We start from the raw sequence: 22,869 nt of genomic DNA, 5'->3' as shown, positions 1-22,869 counted from the left end.
ATGGACACAAGCCTCGCAGAAACCACCGAGCCGGCCTTGCGCACCCTGAGCGGGCTCCGCTTCTCCAAGGGGCACGGCACCGGCAATGACTTCGTCCTGGTGGCTGATCCAGAGGGCGTCCACACCATCAGTGCCGACGCCGTGGCCGCCCTGTGCGACCGGCACCGGGGGATCGGCGGGGACGGCCTCATCCGGGCGGTCCCGTCGCGCTTGCTTCCGGAGGGCCGCGAGCTGCTGGCCGCCGACCCTGACGCTGAGTGGTTCATGGACTACCGCAACGGCGATGGCTCGCTGTCCGAAATGTGCGGCAACGGCGTCCGCGTGTTTGTCCATTTCCTCCGGACCGAGGGCCTGATCGAACTGCCCGACGGCGGCGCCCTGGCCATCGGCACCCGCGCCGGGATCAAGACCGTGGTGCGCACGGGCGACGACTACGCCGTGGACATGGGGCCGTGGGAGTTCATCTTCCCCGGGGAAGCTACGGCCAAGGCCATGGATTCACTGGTGACCGCCGAAGGCCTGGAAGTTCCCCGCCCTGCCCTGTCCGTCAGCATGGGCAACCCGCACACCGTTGTTGCCCTTGCCGAGCTTTCCGAACTTGCCGGAACGCGGCTGTTCACCGCGCCCGTGGTGGACCCCGTCCCCGCCAACGGGACCAACGTGGAATTCGTGGTCCCGTCCGAGCCGCTGGTGCACGACGGCGTCGGATCCGTGACCATGCGGGTGCATGAACGCGGCGTGGGGGAGACCCAGTCCTGCGGAACGGGTGCCTGCGCCGCCGCTGTGGCCATCCGCCACTGGGCTGGGGCGGAAGCCCCGGACTCCTGGCGGGTCCACGTCCCCGGGGGCATCGTGGGAGTGAAGTTCTTCGCTGGTCCCGCAGGCCACGAACATGTCGAGCTCAGCGGGCCGGCAGTCATTGTGGCAACCGGGACGCTTTCCTGACCTTGAGGATCCGGAACGACTTCGAGGTGGCTTCCCGGCTGACGGTGAACGATTCGTCCAGCTCAGCTGCAAGCCACCGCTGCAGCGAGTCCGCCCCCAGGTTCTTCTGCACCACCAGCCAGGCGGTTCCGCCCGGAGCCAGGCGGGGCAGCCAGAGTTTCAGCAGGGAGTGCAGTTCGTCCTTGCCGATCCGGATGGGCGGATTGGACCAGATCGTGTCGAAACGCAGGTCGGGGTCCACCGCGTCAGGGGTGCTGGCAGTCACGTTGGCCAGCCCCAGGGCTGCGGCGTTCTCGTTTGTCAGCGCGATGCAGCGCTCATTGACGTCCACCGCGTAGACCCGGGCGGACGGCGCCTTGAGGGCCATGGTCAGGGCAATCGGCCCCCAGCCGCAGCCGATGTCCAGGAGGTTTCCCTGCGGCGCCGGAGCGGGCACCTCGGTAAGCAGGATGGCCGTGCCTTTATCGATCCCGTCGGGGCTGAAGATGCCGGAGGAAGTCTGCAGCCTGCGCGTTTCCCCTGCCAGCTCAACAGTCAGGGGCTTGCGGGTAAAAGGGCCGGCGGGTGTTGCGCTGAAATAATGTGCGGACTCCATAACTGGCCAGAGTAGTTCCCCTTGCAGCGTAAAGGGAAACCGCGGGCAGGGCGCTCTGCTACGCTGGAGGGCATGTTCCTGATCTTCGAGTAACCGGCACGGGCCACGCCCGTCCCGAAGCCTGCCCTCCAGCGGCAGCACGTCCCACCAGCGACGCCGGTCTTTCGACCCTTCCGCTGCGTGCACCGGACCAAGCGGATCCCGTTTGCTCCGGTCGCCGGACCACACTCGAAAGTCAGCCTCCCGCTGAACTTATCGCCGTTTCCGGCTGCTTTCCTTCCGCCGCGTATCCGTACGTGGCACGTCTGCCGGCGTTGCCCTCCGCGGCACCGGCCCAGCATGCCAGGAGGCGTGGATGACCGCAGGCCGTCAGCCCAGCGCGAATACTTCCCCCACCACCAGCAATCGGCACTATTCTGGAACTGCCGAATCTTCAAAGGAGACCATGACCAGCCAGCCCAACACCGGATCAGATCCAGCCGCCCAGGACATGAGTCCCGAGGAAATCCAGGCTGTCATCGACCGGATTCTCTCCAAGGACGTACCTGCCAGGAACCCCGGCACGCAAAGCGGCGACGGGAAGGGCAGCGACGGAAAGGCAGTGTTCGGCAAAGCCCAGGCAATTTCCCGCCTTGACGAAGAACATTCAACGTACGACGGCGACCAGCAGGACCTTGAGGAACGGCGCGCCCTGCGCCGTACCGCAGGACTGTCCACCGAACTGGAAGACGTCACCGAGGTCGAGTACCGCCAGCTGCGCCTTGAGCGGGTGGTCCTGGCAGGGCTCTGGTCCGAAGGCACCCTGGCCGACGCCGAGAACTCGCTCCGGGAACTCGCCGCCCTTGCGGAAACAGCCGGCTCCGAGGTCCTTGACGGACTGGTCCAGCGCCGGGACAAGCCGGACCCGGGGACATTCCTGGGCTCGGGCAAGGCGCTTGAGCTTCGGGACATCGTGATGTCCACCGGCGCGGACACCGTGGTGGTGGATGCCGAGCTTGCACCCTCCCAGCGCCGAGGCCTGGAGGATATCGTCAAGGTCAAGGTCATCGACCGGACAGCCCTGATCCTGGATATCTTCGCCCAGCACGCCAAGAGCCGCGAGGGCAAAGCCCAGGTGGAGCTGGCGCAGCTCGAATACCTCCTGCCACGCCTTCGTGGTTGGGGCGAGTCGATGTCCCGCCAGGCAGGCGGCCAGGTGGGCGGTGCCGCCGCCGGCATGGGCTCGCGCGGTCCCGGTGAAACGAAGATCGAGCTGGACCGCCGTCGCATCCGCACCCGGATGGCCAAGCTGCGGCGGGAGATCGCCGCAATGAAGCCGGCCCGCGAGACCAAGCGGGCCAACCGCCGTCGTAATGCCGTGCCGTCCGTGGCGATCGCCGGCTACACCAACGCGGGCAAGTCCTCGCTGCTCAACCGCCTGACCGACGCCGGCGTCCTGGTGGAGAACGCTTTGTTCGCCACCCTGGACCCGACTGTCCGCAAGGCGGAAACCGCGGACGGACTGGGATACACGCTCGCGGACACCGTGGGCTTCGTCCGGTCCCTGCCCACGCAACTGGTGGAGGCGTTCCGCTCCACGCTGGAGGAAGTTGCCGACGCAGACCTGATCCTCCACGTGGTGGACGTTTCGCACCCTGACCCTGAGGGTCAGATCGCTGCCGTCCGCAAGGTCTTCAGCGAAGTGGATGCCCGCAAGGTGCCCGAAATCATCGTGCTCAACAAGGCCGACGCCGCTGACCCCTTTGTGGTGGAACGGCTCAGGCAGCGCGAGCCGCGGCATGTGGTGGTGTCCGCCCGCACGGGGCAGGGCATCGCGGAGCTGCTGAAGGCCATCAGCGACGCCATTCCCAGGCCAAGCGTCAAGCTGGAGCTGCTCATCCCGTACGACCGCGGAGACCTGGTCAGCAAACTCCACGAGTCCGACGCCGAGATCATCAGCGTGGACCACGTGGAGCAAGGCACGCGGGCCGTGGTGATGGTCCGTGAAGGCTTTGCGGCCGAACTGGAACCCTTCGTCAGCAATGACTGACCTCGTGGCGCCGGAAGCCACGGAAGCGGCCGGCGAGCAGTTCGTGATCGAACTGCTCGACCGGGCCGTTGCCGGCATGGGCGGGCAAAGCCGTGCCGGCCAGCATGAGATGGCCAGGCAGGTGGCCCGTGCGCTGGGAACGGGGGACCACCTCCTGGTCCAGGCAGGCACGGGCACCGGAAAGTCACTGGCCTACCTGATACCCCTCATTGCGCACGCCCTGGAAAGCAACAAGCCTGCGCTCGTGTCCACCGCCACGCTTGCTCTTCAGACCCAGATCGTGGGCCGGGACCTGCCCCGGCTGCTCAAGGCCATAACTCCTGCCCTGGACCGGCCTGTCAAAGTGGCCCTGGTCAAGGGGCGGTCCAACTATGTTTGCAGGCACAAGCTGGAAGGCGGCTTCCCGAGCGAGGAACCGTCGGAAGGCCAGCTGTTCAGCCTGGGCGAGGACACCAGCGTCCCGCACTTCGCGGCAGCCGTGGGCGGCCCCTCGTCCCAGCTCGGCAAGGAAGTGGTGCGGCTGCGGGAGTGGGCGGAGAAGACCGCCACGGGTGACCGGGACGAGCTCCTGCCGGGTGTCACGGACCGGGCTTGGCGCCAGGTGTCCGTGACGTCCATGGAATGCCTGGGCGCCCAAAAGTGCCCCATGGCAGCAGAGTGCTTCAGCGAACTTGCCCGCCAGGACGCTGCCGAGGCCGACGTTGTGGTCACGAACCACGCCATGCTTGCAGTCAGCGCCTTTGAGGGGCTGGCGGTCCTGCCCGAGTATGACGTGGTGGTGGTGGACGAGGCGCACGAACTCCAGGACAGGGTTACCGGTGCAGTGTCCGGCCAGCTCTCGGTGGCCATGGTGCACGCCGCGGCCGCCGGTGCCCGCAAGCACACCGCCATCACCGTTGACGCCCTCAACGCCGCGGCCGCCAACCTGGAGCTCGCCCTTGCCGGCGTACCGAACGGACTGCTGCCCAACGGACTGAATGACGAACAGCTTGATTGCGTGGACCAGTTGCGCGACGCCTGCCGGGCCGCCCTCTCGGATTCGAAGGGCGACAGCACTACGACGCCTGACGGCGGCCGGCAGCTTGCGCGGTCCCGCCTGATGCTCATCCTGGAACTTTGCGAACGGCTTCTCGCTGCCCGGGAGAACCGCGAAGTCGTGTGGTTTTCCCGCGCCAGCTCCTTTGACCCCGCACAGGGGTTCTCCCCGCCGGATGACACAGCGCCGGCGTTGATCAACATCGCACCCCTCTCAGTGGCCGGGCGGCTGCGGGAAGGCCTGTTCGCCGGACACACCGTTGTGCTGACCTCCGCCACGCTGGCCATCGGTTCAGCCTTTGAACCTGCCGCCGGCGGACTGGGCCTGGTGGGTGAGGGTGCTCCCCGCTGGAAGGGCGTGGACGTGGGCTCGCCGTTCGACTACCCCAAACAGGGCATCCTCTATGTGGCCGGGCACCTGCCGAAGCCCGGCAGGGGCGCATCCCCGGAAGCGCTGGACGAGCTCGAGTCCCTGATCCGCGCTTCCGGCGGGGGCGCACTGTGCCTGTTTTCTTCCCGGCGCGCCGCAGAGGAAGCCGCCGAGGCCCTGCGCCCAAAGCTGGACATGACGGTCCTCTGCCAGGGTGACTCCACCATGACCGCACTGGTGAAGCAGTTCGCCGACGAGCCCGACACCTGCCTTTTCGGAACCATGTCCCTGTGGCAGGGCGTGGACGTTCCGGGCGGTTCATGCCGGCTTGTGGTGATAGACCGGATTCCCTTTCCGCGGCCGGACGATCCCCTCATGACGGCGCGCTCCCGCGCCGTGGCGCAGGCCGGCGGAAACGGCTTTATGTCAGTTTCGGCCACCCATGCCGCCATCCGGCTTGCCCAGGGCGCAGGCCGCCTGATCCGCTCTACCGGGGACAAGGGGGTGGTGGCAGTACTTGACTCCAGGCTCGCCACCGAGCGCTACGCCGGGTTCCTCCGGGGAGCGCTGCCGCCGTTCTGGTCCACAACGGACCGGAAGACGGCAATCGCCGCCTTGGAGAGGCTGGCCGGGGAGAACGCCTGACGTCCCTTCACATGCCGGGGCTCCGGGAAGCCCGCACTGCGCAGGGCCGGATCTGCCCAAGGTGGATCCGGCCAGCGCTGCGCACGGCCGAATGTGCCTCGGGCTGACTGTGTTGTGGGCTGGCCCTGCCTGGGGCCAGGAGCGGGCGGCTACAGCGAGCGGAGCACCGACACGACCTTGCCCATGATGGTGGCGTGGTCCCCGAGGATGGGCTCGTACTGGGTGTTCTGGGGGAGCAGCCAGGTGTGGCCGTCACGCTGCCGGAACGTCTTCACAGTGGCCTCGTCATCAAGGAGGGCAGCGACGATGTCCCCGTTGGCCGCGTCCGCCTGGCGGCGGACCACCACCCAGTCGCCATCACAGATGGCTGCGTCCACCATCGAATCGCCGGCCACCTTGAGCATGAACAGTTCGCCCTGGCCCACCAGCTGCCGGGGGAGCGGCATAACGTCCTCCACCTGCTGGTCGGCAAGGATGGGACCACCAGCAGCGATGCGGCCAACGAGCGGGACCATCGCGGTGTCCAGGGCCGTAGGCAGCTCCGTGACGGTGGCACCGCCGGCTGGAAGTCCGGCTGATGGCTGGCTGCTTGGCTTGGCCGCACCGCCGTCCAGGGTCAGGGGCATGAGGACTTCCATGGCGCGCGGACGCTTCGGGTCACGGCGGAGGTAGCCGAGTTTCTCCAGCTGGGCCAGCTGGTGCGTGACACTTGAAAGGCTGGCCAGCCCCACCGTGTCACCGATCTCCCGCATGGACGGGGGGTAACCGTTCTCATTGACGGAGCGCTGGATGGTTTCGAGGATTTTTTTCTGCCGTGGCGTCAGGCCCTTGGCGGTCCTCTTCGGTTGCGCGGTTGCCCTGCCCCCGGCGGCTGCTGCTGCCATATTCGCCAATGCCTTTCGGTGTCCGCCGGCCCCTCCACGGCCAGGCCCTGGAGGATCCCGCCCCATAATGTCAGACCCTGCTGATCGACTGTCCGGGTGGTTGTTCTTTCGTTCAAAACTAGGCCAGCCACACTGCTTTTTCAAACATTTGTTCTAGCGAGTCTCGACAATGTTCGTTGATAGGTGCTAAAACAGAGAAAGCAAAGTTCGAATATATGTTCTACTGCGAACCTCGGCCATTCGAAGATGGCACCGGGAAGCCCCCAGAGGGGCGCGGAGCAGAACATCCGGGCAGCACAGTATGGTCCAGGAGGGCTCAGTTCATGTCAGCTACATCTGTTTCGCGGGGTTCACGTCCACAGCTGCTCTCAGTGCGGCAACTTCTCTCCCGGCCTGAAGAGCGGCAGCCGGAACGGCCGGCAGCCCTTCCGCCCCTGCGGTTGACCCGCCGCGGCCGCATCGTGCTGATCGGGATTCCCCTGGTGCTCCTGGCCGCCCTGCTGCTCTCACTGGCAGGCTTCTTCAACTCCCCGGCGAAAGCCTCCGACTCTGCTGCGGACCTTGAGACAACGTCCGCGGTCACCGTGACGGTCCAGCCCGGCCAGTCACTGTGGGGCATCGCGGCCACCGTTGCGCCGGAGCGCGACGCACGCGATGTTGTGGCGGACATCGTGCAGCTGAACAACCTGTCCGCAGGTGCGGTCTTCCCCGGGCAGCAGCTGTTCGTCCCCGCCGGCTGATCCGGCACATGCCGAGGGCGAACAGGATGCCGTCACATTTTCCGGCACCCGGCACGGGCACTAAACTGTTCAGGTGAATGACCAGCTAGAACGCCTGAACCGGCTTCCCCTCCGCAGCAACCTCCGCGGGCTTACCCCTTACGGTGCGCCGCAGCTGGACGTCCCAATCCTTCTCAACGTCAACGAGAACACCCATGGTGTTCCGGCGGACGTGCGGGCCGCCATCAGCGCGGCGGTGTCCGAGGCCGCCGCCGGGCTCAACCGCTACCCGGACCGCGAGTTCACGGAACTGCGGAAAGCGCTGGCGGAATACCTCGGCCACGGATTGGACGAGACCAACCTCTGGGCCGCGAACGGCTCCAACGAGGTGCTCCAGCAAATCCTCCAGGCCTTCGGCGGCCCCGGACGCACAGCGCTCGGCTTTCCGCCCACGTACTCCATGTACCCGCTGCTGGCCAGTGGAACGGACACCGAATACATCGTCGGTGAGCGCGCCGAAGGCTACGGCCTCAGCGCTGAATCCGCAGCGCGGCAGGTCAAGGAACTGCAGCCCAACATCGTCTTCCTCTGTTCCCCCAACAACCCCACGGGGACGGGGCTGGGGCTGGACGTCGTGGAGGCCGTCTACGAGGCCGGTGAAGCAAGCCAGACCATCGTCATTGTGGATGAGGCCTACCATGAGTTCGCCCACGACGGGACGCCCAGCGCGCTGACGTTGCTGCCCGGCCGGGAGCGGTTGATCGTGTCCAGGACCATGAGCAAGGCCTTCGCGCTGGCGGGGGCACGCCTGGGCTACATGGCTGCAGCACCCGAAGTCGCCGATGCGCTGCGCCTGGTCCGGCTGCCGTACCACCTCTCCGCCATCACGCAGGCCACCGCGCTGGCCGCCCTCCGGCACCGCGAGGCGCTGATGGCGGATGTGGAAGACATCAAAAAGCAGCGGGACCGCATCGTGTCGGAGCTGACGCGCATGGGCCTCAAGCCGGCGGCGTCCGACTCCAACTACGTCTTTTTCGGCGGACTTGAGAACCCGCACCGGGTCTGGCAGGAACTGCTGGAGGCCGGGGTGCTGATCCGGGACGTCGGGATCCCAGGCCATCTCCGCGTCACGGCCGGAACTGAGACCGAAACCACAGCCTTCCTCACATCCCTGGAAAGCATCCTTGCAAGCCAGGCCACGCTTCCCGCCTAGACTGGAAGCAGCGGCGCTGGACGCCCTGAACCGCCCCTTCTGCCCAAAAGGACCCAACGCATGAGTACCACCGGATCGAACGTGGCTGCGGCCCGCACTGCGCGCATGGAACGTGCCACCAGTGAGTCGTCCGTGCTCGTGGAAATCAATCTGGACGGCACCGGCACCTCGGACATCGACACGTCGGTACCGTTCTACGACCACATGCTCACGGCGCTGTGCAAGCACTCGCTGATCGACATGACCGTCAAAGCCACGGGCGACATCCACATCGACGTCCACCACACCGTGGAGGACGTCGCCATCACCTTCGGAGAGGTGCTGCGCACCGCACTGGGGAACAAAGCCGGCATCCGCCGGTTCGGAGAGGCTACCGTTCCCCTTGACGAGGCGCTTGCCCACGCAGTCGTCGACGTTTCCGGGCGCCCCTACCTGGTGCACGGCGGCGAGCCCGCGGGCCAGGAATACCACCTGATCGGTGGCCACTTCACCGGATCCCTCACCCGCCACGTCTTCGAGGCCATCACCCTGCACGCGGGCATCTGCCTGCACATGAACGTCATCGCAGGCCGCGATCCGCACCACATCGTCGAGGCCCAGTTCAAGGCGTTCGCGCGGGCGCTCCGTGCTGCTGTGGAACCGGATCCCCGCGTTGAGGGGATCCCCTCTACCAAGGGTGCGCTGTGAGCGGCCAGGTCCTGCGGGATGGTGCCATCGTCGATCCCTCGGCCTCCCGGAAGCTGCCCTCGCCCGAGGGCAAGCCCACCGTCACCGTCCTGGATTATGGCTCCGGAAACGTCCGGTCCGCCGTGCGGGCGCTGGAACGGGCCGGTGCGGAAGTCATCCTGAGCTCAAAGCCCGAGGACGTCCTGAACGCCGATGGCCTGGTGGTCCCCGGAGTCGGAGCGTTCGAAACCGTGATGCGTGAGCTCAAAGCCGTGGACGGCATCCGCCTCATCGGCAGGCGGGTGGCCGGCGGGCGGCCGGTCCTGGGTATCTGCGTCGGCCTCCAGGTTCTCTTTGAGGCCGGAGTTGAACATGGCACCGAAGCTGAAGGCATGGGTGAATGGCCCGGCAAGGTGGAACTCCTGCCGGCCGACGTCGTGCCGCACATGGGCTGGAACACCGTCAAGGTGCCCGAAGGCTCGAAGCTGTTTGCCGGCGTCGAAAACGAGCGGTTCTACTTCGTGCACTCCTATGGCGTCCAGGAATGGAACTTCGATGTCATCCAGCCACGGATGGCAGCGCCCCTGGTGACGTGGTCCGAGCACGGCGCCCCGTTCATTGCCGCCGTCGAGAACGGCCCGCTCTGCGCTACCCAGTTCCACCCGGAGAAATCCGGTGATGCGGGGGCGCGCCTGCTCCACAACTGGGTGGAAGCGCTGCGCAGGCCCGCTGCCGGCGGCCACGCTAACAACACCCACCACGCCGAAGGCAGCACAGCCGCCGACACCCCGTCCGGCAGCAACCCGGCCAACGGCGGGACGCCGGCGCCGGAAAGCGGCACCGCTTAGATGTGGTCCGTTCTCCTGATGGGGCTTGCCGGCGTGCTCGTCGGCGGTGCCCTTTCCTTCAGGCAGCAGCACAAGCCGCTCTGGACCCAGATTTCGTTTTATGTTCTTGCGGGCATGTCGCTGCTCGCCGCCTATCTGCTGACGCTGCCGGGCAACTGACCGCGGCAGGCCATCCTGCCCCCACCCTGAGGATTCACCATGACCACTGCAACTGACCTTCCCGTTCTCGAACTGCTGCCCGCCGTCGACGTCGTCAACGGCCAGGCCGTCCGGCTGGTGCAGGGGGAAGCGGGCAGTGAGACCAGTTACGGGACGCCGCTCGAAGCGGCGCTGAACTGGCAGCAGCAGGGAGCTGAATGGGTCCATCTGGTGGACCTGGATGCAGCCTTCGGCCGCGGCTCAAACGCGGAGCTGCTCCGCGAAGTGGTGGGCAGGCTGGACATCAAGGTGGAACTGTCCGGCGGGCTGCGTGACGATGAAACGCTCGAAGCGGCACTGAACCTCGGCGTTGCCCGCGTGAACCTGGGAACCGCCGCGCTGGAAAACCCCGAATGGACCCGCCGGGCCATCGAGCGCTTTGGTGACAAAATCGCCGTCGGGCTCGACGTCCGCGGAACCACGCTGGCCGGCCGCGGCTGGACGAAGGAAGGCGGAGACCTCTGGGAGGTCCTGGGCCGCCTTGAGGAAGCCGGCTGCAGCCGCTATGTAGTCACGGACGTGACGAAGGACGGAACCCTGCAGGGGCCCAACGTGGAACTCCTCCGCCAGATGGTGGAGAAAACGGGCAAGCCCGTAGTGGCTTCCGGCGGCATCTCCAGCCTCGACGACCTCAAGGTCCTCCGCTCCCTGGTGCCCCTGGGCGTTGAAGGTGCCATCGTGGGCAAGGCCCTCTACGCGGGCGCCTTTACGCTGCCCGAAGCCCTCGACGTCGCCGGCCGCCGCTAAGGGCGCACACCGGCATGGCCAGCAATGAATCAGGGACTCCGTCAGCCCGCCAGCTGCCGGGGCACATCGCTGCGGCGCTGGCAGGTGCCGGCGGTGCCACGGACTCCGCGGGCCAGCCCTGGGCAGGCCGGAGCCTGGCCGGCGACGACGCCAGGATCCACAACTTCGAGAACGACGACGGGACGGCCAGCGGTGCCTATCTCGCCGCCATAGCCGCACTCCTGGGCGGAACCGGGGACGAGGCGGCCGTCGTCGCCTCGCTGGCCACCGCACGGGTGTTCATCCCGATTGTTGCCCAGCTCGCGGAGGAAGCGGAAGGCCAGGACGGCCTGCAGGCCGACAAGCAGGCCGACATGGCGCTGGTCACGCTCAAAGCCGCCGACGGCAGGACCGCAATGCCAGCCTTCACCTCCACGGCGGCCCTGGCCGCCTGGCATCCCGGAGCCAGGCCCGTTGCCGTGTACGCCGCACGCGCCGCGCTCTCGGCCGTCGCCGAAGGCGCAGAACTGCTGGTCCTTGATCCGGGCTCTGCCTTCACCTTCGTGGTGCGGCGGCCTGCCGTGTGGGCGCTGGCCCAGCAGCAGCAGTGGACCCCGTCCTACAAGGACCAGGAACTCGCTGCCGAGATGGGCAGGGCGGCGGCCGTTTTTCCCGCTGTCCGGAACCTCGAACTGGTGCAGGGCAGGGGAGTGGCCGCCCGTGCCGCCGACGGGACCGTGGCGGCAGGCGGCGGCGCCGGGCCGGAACTGCAGGTGGTGCTTTACCTGGAGGACGGGCTGGATGCCGCGGGGGTCCAGGAGCTGGTGGGCGGACTCCAGGCCGAATGGTCTCGGAATGTATTGTTTGGGGAGCGCGTCGACTCGATCGACATCAAGTTGAGGCGTGCAGACCACTAGCCGGCAGCCAGCGGGGTGATCCCCGGCCACTGCGGCAGGACTTAAGGATCACTCCGTGAATTTCGCTCTCTACCGGGAGTTGCTTGCCGTACGGCCTATCCGCCGGCTGTTGCTGGTGGGCATGGTTGCCCGCATTCCCCACTCCGCTGCCGGAGTGCTGCTGACCCTGCACATCGTCCTCAGCCTGGACCAGGGGTACGCCGCCGCTGGCGCTGCCGCGGCCGTCATGACCATCGGCATTGCGGTCGGCGCACCATGGCGCGGGAGGCGGGTTGACACCGTGGGCCTCCGGACAGCACTCATCCCCTCCGTCATCTCGGAAGCGGTCATCTGGTCGGTTGTCCCGCACGTGTCCTACCAGTGGCTCCTTCCGCTGGTGTTTGTGGGCGGCCTGCTCACGCTTCCCATTTTCAGCGTGGTGCGCCAGTCCCTGGGTGTGCTGGCCGACGGCGACCAGCGCCGTACGGCCTTCGCCCTCGATGCGATCACCACTGAGGTGGTGTTCATGATCGGTCCCGCTGCAGGCGCCATCGTTGCTACCAGCGGCTTTACGGTGCTTGGCCTCACCATCGTGGGAGTTTCCACCTCGCTGGCCGGGCTGTTCCTCATGTGGTTCAACCCGCCCACCCGGAGCCCTGCGCAGGATGAGGAATGCAGTGCCGATGAACGCCACGCCGCCGAGGCCGCCGTGGTGTCCGCCGCCCCTGCCCACCTGCAGGAGGCGGCGGCAGAACTGGTGCCTGCGGGCGCAACGCACCGCGGACCGGGCCTGCGCAGCAAGGTGGCCCACAACTTCGCCTGGTTCACCGCCACCGTGGCGGCCGTCTTCGCCGTGGCGGCGGGAGCGGGCATGGTGCTGAGCGGAACCGACGTTGGCATCGTCGCCGCCCTGGAAACCGGGGGACGCCAGGCAGAAATCGGCATCGTCTTCCTCTTCTGGTGCGCCGCGTCCGTGGTGGGGGGCCTGGTATACGGGGCCATGCACCGCCCGGTCTCGCCGATCCTCCTGCTGCTCGGAATGGCTGCGCTGACAATCCCAATGGGTTTCGCGCACGATACGTGGTCGCTGGCGTTCACCGCGATCCTGCCGGGACTTCTTTGCGCACCCGTATTGTCGTCCGCGTCGGAAAAAGTTGCGGACCTGGTGGCCGAGGAACGCCGCGGGGAGGCCATGGGCTGGTACGGCTCGGCACTGACCGGCGGCGTGGCTTTGGGTGCACCGCTTGCGGGTGTCTTCATCGACGTGACGGGGCCGTCCGGAGGCTTCGTCTCGGTGGGTGCTGCCGGCGTCGTACTCTGCTTCGCAGGCCTTATCCTCCAGCAGCGCCGCCGGGGCAAATCCCCAGCCCAGTAGGCCGGGTTTTTGTCCGGATACGCAGGCTTCCGAGGCGCTGAAGTCTGCATAGCTGGACAAGAACTCCATTAAAAGCGCGACGGCGGGACGACCTGTGAAGGCCGTCCCGCCGTCGTCAACTGCTTGGGCTGGTTTATCCCTAGTTCACTGCCCCGGTGTACTTCTCGCCCGGGCCCTTGCCCGGGGCATCGGGGATCAAAGACTCTTCGCGGAATGCCAGCTGCAGCGAACGCAGTCCGTCACGCAGGGGTCCGGCGTGCTGGGATCCGATCTCCGGGGCGGCGGCAGTCACCAGGCCGGCCAGGGCGGTGATCAGTTTCCGGGCCTCGTCCAGGTCCTTCAGCTCCTCGGCGTTGTCCTCGGCCGCCAGCCCCAGCTTTACCGCGGCTGCGCTCATCAGGTGGACGGCGGCTGTGGTGATGACCTCGATCGCCGGCACTTCGGAAATGTCGCGGATCTGCTGCGAGACGTCGCCGGCGGCACCTGCCTCATCCGCCGCAGGCTCGAAAACGTATGAATTACTGTCTGGGGTGCTCATACTGGTAAGCTTGACACAGACCGACTGGATGTCGTTATTTCAGAGATTGTCCCAAACGATCAAGGTTCCCACCGGCGCTGCACAGCGTTGACGGGAATTTTTTCTGTAAGATGGCATGCAGTTTGCAAGCGGAGTTCTCTCCCACCCGCGCCAGCCGCTGTTCCTATATTCAGGAACGCAAGGTTGCCGGGTACCTGGTTGGGCATGGAGCCGGCATGAGCCGGACCTGTGTGCGCAGTCCCTTCGCGGGACCTGCATCCGATCTTTCAGAGGCCTTCGATTGCTCCGGCAATTGGGGGCCTTCTCTATTTGCCGGATTCCACAACAAAAACAGGAGCTTTAACATTAGCGAGCCAAGAATCAATGAGCGTATCCGCGTCCCCGAGGTGCGGCTGGTCGGCCCTGCAGGTGAACAGGTAGGAATCGTCCGTATTGAGGATGCCCTGCGTCTGGCTGCCGAGTCCGACCTTGATCTCGTTGAAGTTGCACCTCAGGCGAAGCCTCCGGTGTGCAAGCTGATGGACTTCGGCAAGTACAAGTACGAGGCCGCGGTTAAGGCACGTGAAGCACGGAAGAACCAGACGAACACCGTTCTGAAGGAAATCCGCTTCCGCCTGAAGATCGACACCCACGACTACGAGACCAAGCGCGGGCACGCACTGCGCTTCCTCGGCGCCGGGGACAAGGTCAAGGCCATGATCCAGTTCCGTGGCCGCGAGCAGCAGCGTCCGGAAATGGGCATCCGCCTGCTCCAGCGCTTCGCCGACGACGTTGCGGAAGTTGGCGTTGTTGAGTCCAGCCCCCGCATCGACGGCCGAAACATGGTCATGGTGGTTGGTCCGCTGAAGAACAAGGCAGAGGCCAAGGCCGAAGCCCGCCGCGCTACGCAGCGTGCCGAGGCAAAAGCGCAGAACGAAGCCAAGGCTTCCGGCCGCGTTGACACCTCCGGCGACGACCAGGCACCCATGACGCAGTCACTGGCCGACCTGCTGCCTGAGGGATTCACCGTCTCGACCGAACCTGAGGCAACAGCCGAGGCACCTGCGCAGGAGCCGGCCGCCGTCGTCGAGCCCGCTGCAGCCGAAGCCCCCGCCAAGGCCGCCGAGGCGCCGAAGCAGGAAGCACCCAAGGCTGAAGCCCCGAAGCAGGAGGCCCCGAAGGCTGCCGCTCCCAAGGCGGCTGCTGCTCCCAAGGCAGCAGAGCCCAAGGCGGCACCGGCACCGAAGGCCGCAGCGGAGAAGCCCGCTGCAGCTGCTCCGGCCGCCGCGCCGAAGCCGGCAGCAGTGCCTGCTCCGCCGAAGCCGGTGGCCAGGCCCGCTGCGCCGAAGCCTGCCGCACGGCCCGCCCCCAAGGCAGCGCCAAAGCCGGCCGGCAAGAAGACCACTTAGTCCACAGCTGCCGGAGGTCGCCCTCCGGCAGTCAGCAACCAGCACGCCGCCCTGAGGGGCAGCTGCGCGATAGAGCTGCAGGCCCAGCCTGCGGAACGTAAGGAGATCGGTTCCCATGCCGAAGATGAAGACCCACAGTGGTGCCAAGAAGCGCTTCAAGCTGACCGGCAGCGGCAAGCTGCGCCGCCAGCAGGCCAACCGCCGCCACTACCTCGAGCACAAGTCCTCCAGGCTGACCCGCCGCCTCGCCGGCGACAAGATCGTCTTCAAGGGCGACGCCAAGGTCATCCGGAAGATGCTCGGCATCTAGTTTCCAAGTTCTTTGACTGACCACCACCTGGTGTAAGTCACCTACCAAAAAGCCTTCTCAGGCCGCCGGGAATACCGGCAGTAGATGCTTGGGAGCAGAATTTTCGAAGGAGTACGCACGTGGCACGTGTGAAGAGGGCGGTCAACGCCCACAAGAAGCGCCGGGTTATCCTTGAACGCGCAAAGGGCTACCGTGGACAGCGTTCACGCCTGTACCGCAAGGCCAAAGAGCAGCTGCTGCACTCGTTTGTGTACAGCTACGGCGACCGCAAGAAGAAGAAGGGCGACTTCCGCCGCCTGTGGATCCAGCGCATCAACGCTGCGTCCCGCGCCAACGGACTCACCTACAACCGCCTGATCCAGGGCCTGAAGGCCGCTGAGGTTGAGGTTGACCGCCGCATGCTGGCCGAGCTGGCCGTTTCCGACGCCAACGCTTTCGCAGCGCTGGTCAAGGTTGCCAAGGATTCCCTGCCTGCCGACACCTCCGCCAAGAAGGCTGTCGCCTAGCAAACGGCTGTTCCCCGTCAGGGACAGTTCAAGAACCGGTGGCAGCAGCCACTAAAGTTCTTATATGAACGAAACCGGGCGCCCGCAAGATTTTCCACTGTCCAATCCCCGAGCTGATCGGGTCAGGGATGTGGCAAAGCTTGCCGGGCGCCCGGCCCGTTTAAAGCGTGGACAATTCCTTGCCGAGGGGCCGCAGGCAGTGCGGGAAGCGCTCAGGCTCCATCAGCAGCGCCTTGCCGCGGGCCAGCCAGGCGTGGTCACCGAAGTGTTCGCCAGTGAGAGCTGCCTGGACCGGCACCCGGAGTTCGAGGAACTGTCCCAGGGAGTCAATGCCCGCCTGGCCACCGACGAGGTCCTGGCTGCCATGGCGGACACCGTCAACCCGCAGGGGATCATCGCCGTCTGCCGTTTCCTTGACGTAACGCTGCAGGAAGTGCTCGACGCCGGCCCCCGCCTGGTTGCCGTGCTCTGCCAGGTCCGGGACCCCGGCAACGCCGGAACGGTCCTCCGCGCGGCGGATTCAGCAGGAGCCGACGCCGTGGTCCTCACGGCGTCCAGCGTTGACATCTACAACCCCAAGGCCGTCAGGTCCACGGCCGGTTCGCTTTTCCACCTACCTGTGGTGCTGGGAGCGGACATTGACGAACTTGCGGCCGCCTGCCGTGCCAGGGGGATCGGCGTCCTGGCGGCGGACGGCTATGGGACCCTCAACCTCGACACCCTCCAGGACGAGAACGCCCGGCGCCGGTTGACCGGAGACGGGCCGGAATCCGAGTACGCACTGGAGCGGCCCACGGCCTGGCTGTTCGGCAACGAGGCCCAGGGCCTGTCCCCGGAGGAGCTCGCGCTGGCGGACCACCGGGTAGCCGTGCCGGTGTATGGTTCCGCGGAAAGCCTCAACCTGGGGACAGCCGCCACGGTCTGCCTCTATGCCAGCGCGCGTTCCCAGCACCTTCCGGTCCCGGTAACCGCCTAGGATCTGGACGCCGCGGCTGCCTGCGCATCAGGCAGTGCGCACCTCAGCAGGCAGGCGGGATTAAACATATAAGGGCTCCGGTTCACCGGAGCCCTTGCTTGTTGATGTTCTTCCCGGGAGCGGATCAGGGTGCGCGGGTGGCCTTGCCGCGACCGGTGATAGCTCCATAGATGCCGGCCACAACCAGGCCGCCGACGATAGCGAGAATCCAGGTGCCGAGGTCGAAGAAGGCAAGATCGCCCCTGTTGAACAGGAGGCTTCCGATCCAGCCGCCGACGATGGCGCCCACGACACCCAGCACCAGGCTGGTTACCCAGCCGCCGCCAACCCGTCCGGGCATAACAGCCTTAACAATGGCCCCTACGATGAGGCCCAGAATAATCCAAGCAAGAAAACCCATGTCTCCTCCTTATAGTGACCGGGATCTCATGGTCCCGATGTGGCTCAAGCTAACATACGGGTCCCCTAAAGTCAGCAGGCCTGCAGGCAGTTTGCCCGTCAGGCCTGCGGGAAGGCCGCCGGGTGCCGGGCCGCGAACGAATCAGCACTCCACGGATCAGGCCGCCAGCGGCCTCTTCCGCTCCAGCAGTCCGCTGGTGATCGCGACGCCGAGCCCCAGCAGGGCGAGGACGGCGCCTACCAGGGCGGGGGCTGTGTAGCCCCAGCCCAGGGCGATCACCAGTCCGCCCAGGAATGCCCCGAGGGCGTTGGCGACGTTCAGCGCAGCATGGTTCAGCGATGACGCCAGGGAGGGGGCATCGGGGGACGCGTCAAGGAGCCGGGTCTGCAGTGCGGGGATCAGCATGGACCCGGAAGCGCCCACTACGAACACCATGACAAAGGCGGACCACGGCCACTGGACGGCCACGGCGTACACCACCAGGGCAACGGCGATGCCGGGCAACACCTTGTAGAGGGTGCCCATCACGGACCTGTCCGCAATCCGGCCGCCCACGATGTTGCCGGCCACCATTCCCAGCCCATACAGGGCCACCACCAGGGGAATCAGCGAGGACGGGATGCCGGCCACCATGGTCATGGTGTGGGCGATGTAGGTGTAGGTGGCAAAGAAGCCGCCAAAACCGACAATGCCGATCAGAATGGCCAGCCACACCTGAAGGCGTTTGAGCGCGCCCAGTTCGCGCCGGATGCTTGCATCCGGGTGGGCTTCGTGGAACGGGACGAATTTCCATACCAGGCCAACGGTCAGCAGGCCGATCAGTCCCACCAGGATAAACAGCAGCCGCCAGCCGTAGGTCTGGCCCATCCAGGTGGCAAACGGAACTCCCACCACGTTGGAAATGCTCAGGCCGGCCATCACCATTGAGATGGCCCAGCCCCGACGCGTGGGCGGAACCAGGGAGGCCGCGATGACTGCTGCGACCCCGAAGAATGCGCCGTGCGGCAGCCCGGCGGCGAAGCGCGACACCAGCATTGTTCCGTAATCCGGGGCGAGGAAGGACGCCAGGTTGGCCACCGTGAAGAACACCATCAGTCCGAGCGCCAGGTGCTTGCGGGGGAGCTTCGCGCCCACCGCGGCCAGCAGCGGGGCTCCCACCACCACCCCCAGGGCATAGGCGGAGATGAGGTGGCCTGCCTCGGGCGTGGAAACCCCAAGGCCCTGTTCGACCTCCGGCAGCAGGCCCATCATGGTGAATTCGGTAACCCCGATGCCCACCCCGCCCATGGCCAGGGCGAGGATGGCCATCGCCAGGTTGGTGGATCGGGCGGGGGCTGCCGTGGACGTTTGGAGGACGCTGCTCATAAGCCTGCTTTTCGAAGGAGGAAAGTGGTGGTGGACCAATGCCACGGCAGTGGGGCTGATGAAGTCCGGACCCTGCAAATAACCCGGAAAGGGGAACCCGTATTCCCGGTGTGGGAGGAAATTTGCAGCTGGTCTATTCATTGTCCCCCATAGAATGGGGCGGTGAACGGACAGATACAGGTGGTAGGCGGAGCCGTCGTGGACAGCCTGGCGGAACCCTCCATGCTGCTGGTGGCGCGGCGCAGCGCTCCGGAGCAGCTGGCAGGACTCTGGGAGTTCCCCGGTGGAAAAGTGGAGCCCGGCGAGGAGCCGGAGGCGGCGCTGGCCCGCGAACTGCTTGAGGAGTTGGGGATCGCCGTCCGGCTCGGCGCTGAGCTCCCGGCGCAGGTTCCGGGCGGCTGGCCGCTGAACCACCGGGCCAGCATGCGGGTGTGGTTCGCGGAAATTGCCCACGGGGAGCCGAAAGCACTCGAGGACCACGATGAACTCCGGTGGGTGGCGCTGGAGGACCACAGCGGCGTCCTGGGCCTGCCGTGGATTCCCGCGGACTTCCCGATAGTCCGGGCCCTGCTCGGTGCCGTCGCCGTCAGGGCAGCAGGCGCACGGTCCTAGAAGAGCGTTGCCTGCCCCTCGGAGGCTGCCTTTTTTCCGGTCAGTGCCTGGCCGGGCGCTGCCGCCTGGGGGACGATGCCGGCGGGATATTCGGCTTCCTCGCCGCGGGGATCGTCCTCGAGGTCCCTGTGGCTGAAGCCGGACGTGTTGGTAAACCCGTGGCGGGCTTTGAAGTACCGGACTTTGCCCGCGAGCCACGAGCGGTACTCCTTGGACGCGTACGAACCTGTCCCGTAGAGCCGCCGGTAGCGGCCCGCCAGCCCGGGATGGTTGGCAGCAATCCACTTCATGAACCACTCCCTTGTCCCGGGCTTGAGGTACAGGGCCCCGGCCGTGACGCCGGTTGCGCCCGCCGCCGCCAGGGACGCGAACAGCGCGTCGAGTGCCTCATCGCTGTCCGAAAGCCACGGCAGGATGGGCATGGCCATAACACCGCAGGGCAGACCGGCTTCACGGAGGCGGAAAACGAGCTTGAGGCGCGCCCGGGGCCCGGGCGTTCCAGGCTCGATGGCCTCGGACAGGGCTTCGTCCGTCATGGCCAGCGAGATGCCTATGCCCACGGGCACCTGGGCGGCCGCGCTCTTGAGCAGGGGAATGTCGCGGGCAAGCAGGGTCCCCTTGGTAAGGATGGACAGGGGAGTGCCGGACTCGGCAAGTGCGGTGATGATGCCGGGCATGAGCTGGTAGCGGCCCTCGGCCCGTTGGTAAGGATCCGTGTTGGTACCCAGGGCAACCTGCGGACGCGTCCACGATGGCTTGGCCAGTTCCTTCCGGAGAACTTCGGCCGCGTTGACTTTCACCACCACCTGGCTGTCAAAGTCCAGCCCGGCGTCAAAATCAAGGTAGGTGTGGCTCTTGCGGGCAAAGCAGTACACGCAGGCGTGGCTGCAGCCCCGGTACGGGTTGATGGTCCATTCGAAGGGCATCCGTGAACCGGCAGGCACCTTGTTGAGCACCGATTTGGCGGTGACCTCATGGAAGGTGATGCCAGCGAACTCGGGGGTTGTGATGGAGCGGACCAGCCCGGCCAGGGGAAGCAATGCGGGGGATGGGGTGTGCGCAGCCGTTTCCGCTGGCCGGGGCATCAGTGCTTGGGCGTCCCATCTCATGCCGTCCATTCGAATCTATGTTCGAACTAATGTCAAGCATGGGCGGTATGTGGTGCGGGGAACGTCTAGGCGCCGGCCAGGAGCTCCCATTCCACGGTGACTGCCACGTCCACCACGGAATTGCCCGCCTCCACGCTGAGGGAATCAACGGCCGCTGCCCGCTGCATCCGTGGCAGCGGTACCGGGCCCCGGGCCGGTCCGTCCTCGGATACGGAAAGCACCCGTCCCAGCCGGGCAGAGGCAAGCTGCGCATACTGCGTGGCGGTGCTGAGGGCGTCCAGCCAGGCGGCCTCCCGGGCGCGTACCCGCACAGCCGCGTCATCGCTGAAAGTGAGCTCCGCACCGTTCAGCCGGACATCGTTCCCGCCCGCCTCAACTGCCTCCGAGATGGCGGCTGAAGCGGAACCCGGGTCCCGCAGCTTCACGGTGAGGGTGCTGGCTGCCACGTATCCGGTGACCCGCTGTCCTTCGCCTTCCCGCCAGGCGAGCTCCGCGCGGACGTTAAGGCCCGACGTGCGGATGTCGGAGTCGGCCACCCCGTGCCTGCGGAAGGACGCCGTCACGGCGTCTGAACCGGTTCCGGCCCGCGCGTAGGCCTGCCCCACCGAATCGGCCCGGCACTCCACTCCGATCGAGACCACCGCAAGGTCCGGCGCAGCTTCCGCCGAGCCCGCTCCCGACACGCGGACCGTGCCGGGAGAAGCGTTGCCGCCGGTGGGGCTCCCACCCGCTTTACCGGCGTCGTACGCAGTGGCCATGGCTCAAACCTCCACTTCAGACGGGCGGCGGCGTGAGGGACGGCGCCGGGTTCCGGGTGCCGGGTATCCGCCGGCCTCAAGGCCGGCGTGGCGCTCGAAGATGTTGCGCGTCCCCGGGTTGCCGGAGCGCACCAGCGACCAGCCTGCGGCCAGGAAGTACAGGGGAAGGAACGGCGCGCCCAGGCACCAGGCGTACTGCGTGCAGTGTTTTTCCTCGTGGCCGAGCAGGGCCGGGCGGGACAACATCTCGGCGGCGGTGCACCGGCACAGCACCACGTTGCCCAGGGTAAAAGCTCCGGCGAAAGGCAGCCGCGGCCTGTACCCGGAGGCAAGGATCAGGCCGCGGGGGCCGCTGCTGATCCGGGTGCGCGCGGCAAGGGCCACGGCCAGGCCAAGGGCAGTGCTGCCGTTGGCCAGGTTCGCCGCCTGCCGCAGTCTCTGCGCAGCCGTGAGGCGCTTCTGGGCTCCCGGGCGCCGCGGCACTGTCATGAGGCTATGGTAGCCGGAGCCTTCAATTAGACTGGAGGGCAGTGGCCGCCGGCTCAACCGGTGTGCCCTGACCTGGTCATTGAATGAACCGGAATGCACAGTTGGCATTGGGGACATTCATCCATGACCTGCCAGTGACGGACGCGCCGCCGGGAAACCGTGCAGGGCTGCCCCGTTCACCGGCAGCCACGACTCGTAGCTAAGAACAGTAGATGACTGAAACCTTGCCGGGCGCCGCCATCCCGAACCCCACGGATGAAGCCGCCATCACTGCCGCTGTAGACCAGGCCATCGCCGCCATTGCCGGCGCGGGCACCCTTGATGAGCTGAAGGCGGTGCGGCTCGCCCACACCGGCGAGAAGTCCCCGCTCAGCCTCGCCAACCGTGAGATAGGCAAGCTGCCCAAGGACCAGAAGGCCCTCGCCGGAAAGCTGATGGGCGCATCGCGCGGACGGGTCAACAAGGCGCTCGCCGACCGCACGGCAGAGCTGGAAGCGGAAAACGACGCACGCATCCTCCTGGAAGAGACCGTTGACGTCACCGCCGCGCCCCGCCGCCGTCGTGCAGGTGCACGGCACCCGCTCTCCACGCTCCAGGACCGCGTGGCGGACATTTTTGTGGGCATGGGCTGGGAAATCGCCGAGGGGCCGGAAGTCGAATCGGAATGGTTCAACTTCGACGCCCTGAACTTCAAGCCGGACCACCCTGCCCGCGAAATGCAGGACACCTTCTTCGTGGAACCGCCCGAGGCGCACCTGCTGATGCGCACGCACACCTCGCCGGTGCAGGTCCGCTCCATGCTCGAACGCGAGCTGCCCATCTATGTGCTGTGCCCGGGCAAGGTGTTCCGCACCGATGAACTGGACGCCACCCACACTCCGGTGTTCCACCAGTTCGAGGGCCTTGCCATCGACAAGCACTTGAGCATGGCGGACCTCCGCGGCACGCTTGAGCACTTCGCGCGGCAGATGTTCGGCGACGAAGCCCAGATCCGGCTGCGTCCCAACTACTTCCCGTTCACCGAGCCGTCAGCGGAGCTGGACATCTGGCACCCCGGCGCCAAGGGCGGTCCGCGCTGGATCGAGTGGGGCGGCTGCGGCATGGTCAACCCCAACGTGCTCCGCGCCGCCGGCATCGATCCGGACGTCTATTCAGGTTTTGCCTTCGGCATGGGCATTGAGCGCACCCTTATGTTCCGCAACGAAGTGGGGGACATGCGCGACATGATCGAAGGCGATGTACGTTTCAGCGAGCACTTCGGGATGGAGATCTAA

25 protein-coding genes are annotated in these 22,869 nt (G+C 66.6%); 17 read left to right on the top strand and 8 right to left on the bottom strand.

What is annotated here, in order from left to right:
* Positions 1-945: a diaminopimelate epimerase gene (gene dapF, locus HTS88_RS16885; protein WP_174180364.1), complete on the top strand. Its 945-nt coding sequence runs from the start codon at positions 1-3 to the stop codon at positions 943-945.
* Here dapF and HTS88_RS16880 read toward each other — a convergent pair.
* Positions 917-1,540, bottom strand: a complete 624-nt coding sequence (locus tag HTS88_RS16880) for a class I SAM-dependent methyltransferase (RefSeq protein ID WP_174180363.1) — start codon at positions 1,538-1,540, stop codon at positions 917-919. The genes dapF and HTS88_RS16880 overlap by 29 nt on opposite strands.
* 445 nt (positions 1,541-1,985) lie before the next feature.
* Between HTS88_RS16880 and hflX the strand changes: the two genes are divergently transcribed.
* Together hflX and HTS88_RS16870 are read left to right on the top strand one after the other, a co-directional pair.
* Positions 1,986-3,569 carry a GTPase HflX gene (hflX, locus tag HTS88_RS16875; RefSeq protein ID WP_174180360.1) on the top strand — a complete coding sequence of 528 codons (1,584 nt, stop codon included), beginning with the start codon at positions 1,986-1,988 and terminating at the stop codon, positions 3,567-3,569.
* A complete protein-coding gene (locus HTS88_RS16870) occupies positions 3,562-5,619 on the top strand; it encodes an ATP-dependent DNA helicase (protein WP_174180358.1) in 2,058 nt (685 codons plus the stop codon). The genes hflX and HTS88_RS16870 overlap by 8 nt, the downstream gene beginning before the upstream one ends.
* A 149-nt stretch (positions 5,620-5,768) precedes the next feature.
* Here HTS88_RS16870 and lexA read toward each other — a convergent pair whose 3' ends face one another.
* On the bottom strand, positions 5,769-6,503 hold the full coding sequence (lexA, locus tag HTS88_RS16865; protein ID WP_174180356.1) for a transcriptional repressor LexA: 735 nt from the start codon (positions 6,501-6,503) through the stop codon (positions 5,769-5,771).
* 323 nt (positions 6,504-6,826) lie between these two features.
* Between lexA and HTS88_RS16860 the strand changes: the two genes are divergently transcribed.
* The 8 genes from HTS88_RS16860 (at position 6,827) to HTS88_RS16825 (ending at position 13,144) form a co-directional block, all read left to right on the top strand.
* A complete protein-coding gene (locus HTS88_RS16860) occupies positions 6,827-7,243 on the top strand; it encodes a LysM peptidoglycan-binding domain-containing protein (protein ID WP_174180354.1) in 417 nt (138 codons plus the stop codon).
* Positions 7,244-7,316: 73 nt separating this feature from the next.
* Positions 7,317-8,435 carry a histidinol-phosphate transaminase gene (locus HTS88_RS16855; protein WP_174180353.1) on the top strand — a complete coding sequence of 373 codons (1,119 nt, stop codon included), beginning with the start codon at positions 7,317-7,319 and terminating at the stop codon, positions 8,433-8,435.
* Between the two features lie 60 nt (positions 8,436-8,495).
* Positions 8,496-9,122: an imidazoleglycerol-phosphate dehydratase HisB gene (hisB, locus tag HTS88_RS16850; protein WP_066274905.1), complete on the top strand. Its 627-nt coding sequence runs from the start codon at positions 8,496-8,498 to the stop codon at positions 9,120-9,122.
* Positions 9,119-9,949: an imidazole glycerol phosphate synthase subunit HisH gene (gene hisH, locus HTS88_RS16845; protein ID WP_343045001.1), complete on the top strand. Its 831-nt coding sequence runs from the start codon at positions 9,119-9,121 to the stop codon at positions 9,947-9,949. Before hisB ends, hisH begins: the two co-directional genes overlap by 4 nt.
* 18 nt (positions 9,950-9,967) lie before the next feature.
* Positions 9,968-10,108, top strand: coding sequence for a hypothetical protein (locus HTS88_RS16840; RefSeq protein ID WP_174180311.1), 141 nt, complete (start codon positions 9,968-9,970; stop codon positions 10,106-10,108).
* Positions 10,109-10,147: 39 nt separating this feature from the next.
* Entirely contained in the window at positions 10,148-10,894 is a 747-nt protein-coding gene (gene priA / locus HTS88_RS16835; RefSeq protein ID WP_174180352.1) for a bifunctional 1-(5-phosphoribosyl)-5-((5-phosphoribosylamino)methylideneamino)imidazole-4-carboxamide isomerase/phosphoribosylanthranilate isomerase PriA, read from the top strand.
* A gap of 14 nt (positions 10,895-10,908) precedes the next feature.
* The gene (locus tag HTS88_RS16830; protein WP_174180351.1) at positions 10,909-11,790 is read left to right on the top strand and encodes an SseB family protein; all 882 of its coding nucleotides are present in this window, start codon (positions 10,909-10,911) and stop codon (positions 11,788-11,790) included.
* 55 nt (positions 11,791-11,845) lie between these two features.
* Positions 11,846-13,144: an MFS transporter gene (locus tag HTS88_RS16825; protein ID WP_174180350.1), complete on the top strand. Its 1,299-nt coding sequence runs from the start codon at positions 11,846-11,848 to the stop codon at positions 13,142-13,144.
* Between the two features lie 139 nt (positions 13,145-13,283).
* Here the strand turns inward: HTS88_RS16825 and HTS88_RS16820 are convergent, their stop codons facing one another.
* Positions 13,284-13,682 (bottom strand): DUF1844 domain-containing protein, encoded by a 399-nt coding sequence (locus HTS88_RS16820; RefSeq protein WP_174180349.1) that lies wholly within the window; start codon positions 13,680-13,682, stop codon positions 13,284-13,286.
* Between the two features lie 386 nt (positions 13,683-14,068).
* Between HTS88_RS16820 and infC the strand changes: the two genes are divergently transcribed.
* The 4 genes from infC to HTS88_RS16800 all read left to right on the top strand — a co-directional run bounded on the left by infC (position 14,069) and on the right by HTS88_RS16800 (position 16,862).
* Positions 14,069-15,070, top strand: coding sequence for a translation initiation factor IF-3 (gene infC / locus HTS88_RS16815; protein ID WP_251424736.1), 1,002 nt, complete (start codon positions 14,069-14,071; stop codon positions 15,068-15,070).
* A 115-nt stretch (positions 15,071-15,185) separates the two neighbouring features.
* Positions 15,186-15,380 (top strand): 50S ribosomal protein L35, encoded by a 195-nt coding sequence (gene rpmI, locus HTS88_RS16810; protein ID WP_009358635.1) that lies wholly within the window; start codon positions 15,186-15,188, stop codon positions 15,378-15,380.
* Positions 15,381-15,499: 119 nt separating this feature from the next.
* A complete protein-coding gene (rplT, locus tag HTS88_RS16805; protein ID WP_013600575.1) occupies positions 15,500-15,886 on the top strand; it encodes a 50S ribosomal protein L20 in 387 nt (128 codons plus the stop codon).
* Between the two features lie 64 nt (positions 15,887-15,950).
* Positions 15,951-16,862, top strand: coding sequence for a TrmH family RNA methyltransferase (locus HTS88_RS16800; protein WP_174180348.1), 912 nt, complete (start codon positions 15,951-15,953; stop codon positions 16,860-16,862).
* A gap of 124 nt (positions 16,863-16,986) precedes the next feature.
* On the opposite strand, the gene HTS88_RS16795 is transcribed toward HTS88_RS16800, so the two are convergent.
* Positions 16,987-17,262, bottom strand: a complete 276-nt coding sequence (locus HTS88_RS16795) for a GlsB/YeaQ/YmgE family stress response membrane protein (RefSeq protein WP_009358633.1) — start codon at positions 17,260-17,262, stop codon at positions 16,987-16,989.
* 156 nt (positions 17,263-17,418) lie between these two features.
* Entirely contained in the window at positions 17,419-18,627 is a 1,209-nt protein-coding gene (locus HTS88_RS16790; RefSeq protein ID WP_174180347.1) for an MFS transporter, read from the bottom strand.
* Between the two features lie 162 nt (positions 18,628-18,789).
* Between HTS88_RS16790 and HTS88_RS16785 the strand changes: the two genes are divergently transcribed.
* The gene (locus tag HTS88_RS16785) at positions 18,790-19,239 is read left to right on the top strand and encodes an NUDIX domain-containing protein (RefSeq protein ID WP_174180345.1); all 450 of its coding nucleotides are present in this window, start codon (positions 18,790-18,792) and stop codon (positions 19,237-19,239) included.
* On the opposite strand, the gene HTS88_RS16780 is transcribed toward HTS88_RS16785, so the two are convergent.
* The 3 genes from HTS88_RS16780 to HTS88_RS16770 all read right to left on the bottom strand — a co-directional run bounded on the left by HTS88_RS16780 (position 19,236) and on the right by HTS88_RS16770 (position 21,595).
* Entirely contained in the window at positions 19,236-20,348 is a 1,113-nt protein-coding gene (locus HTS88_RS16780) for an Rv2578c family radical SAM protein (RefSeq protein WP_174180344.1), read from the bottom strand. The two genes, HTS88_RS16785 and HTS88_RS16780, sit on opposite strands and share 4 nt — an antisense overlap.
* A 65-nt stretch (positions 20,349-20,413) precedes the next feature.
* Positions 20,414-21,106: an SIMPL domain-containing protein gene (locus HTS88_RS16775; RefSeq protein WP_174180343.1), complete on the bottom strand. Its 693-nt coding sequence runs from the start codon at positions 21,104-21,106 to the stop codon at positions 20,414-20,416.
* Between the two features lie 3 nt (positions 21,107-21,109).
* A complete protein-coding gene (locus HTS88_RS16770) occupies positions 21,110-21,595 on the bottom strand; it encodes a hypothetical protein (RefSeq protein ID WP_174180342.1) in 486 nt (161 codons plus the stop codon).
* A gap of 212 nt (positions 21,596-21,807) precedes the next feature.
* Here HTS88_RS16770 and pheS point away from each other — a divergent pair, with 212 nt between their 5' ends.
* A complete protein-coding gene (pheS, locus tag HTS88_RS16765) occupies positions 21,808-22,869 on the top strand; it encodes a phenylalanine--tRNA ligase subunit alpha (protein WP_174180341.1) in 1,062 nt (353 codons plus the stop codon).

Origin of the sequence: Pseudarthrobacter oxydans (assembly GCF_013314975.1) — a bacterium.
GTDB classification, from domain to species: Bacteria; Actinomycetota; Actinomycetes; order Actinomycetales; family Micrococcaceae; genus Arthrobacter; species Arthrobacter oxydans.
The sequence above is the reverse complement of the archived record's forward strand: the minus strand, read 5'-3'. Positions and strand labels throughout refer to the sequence as shown.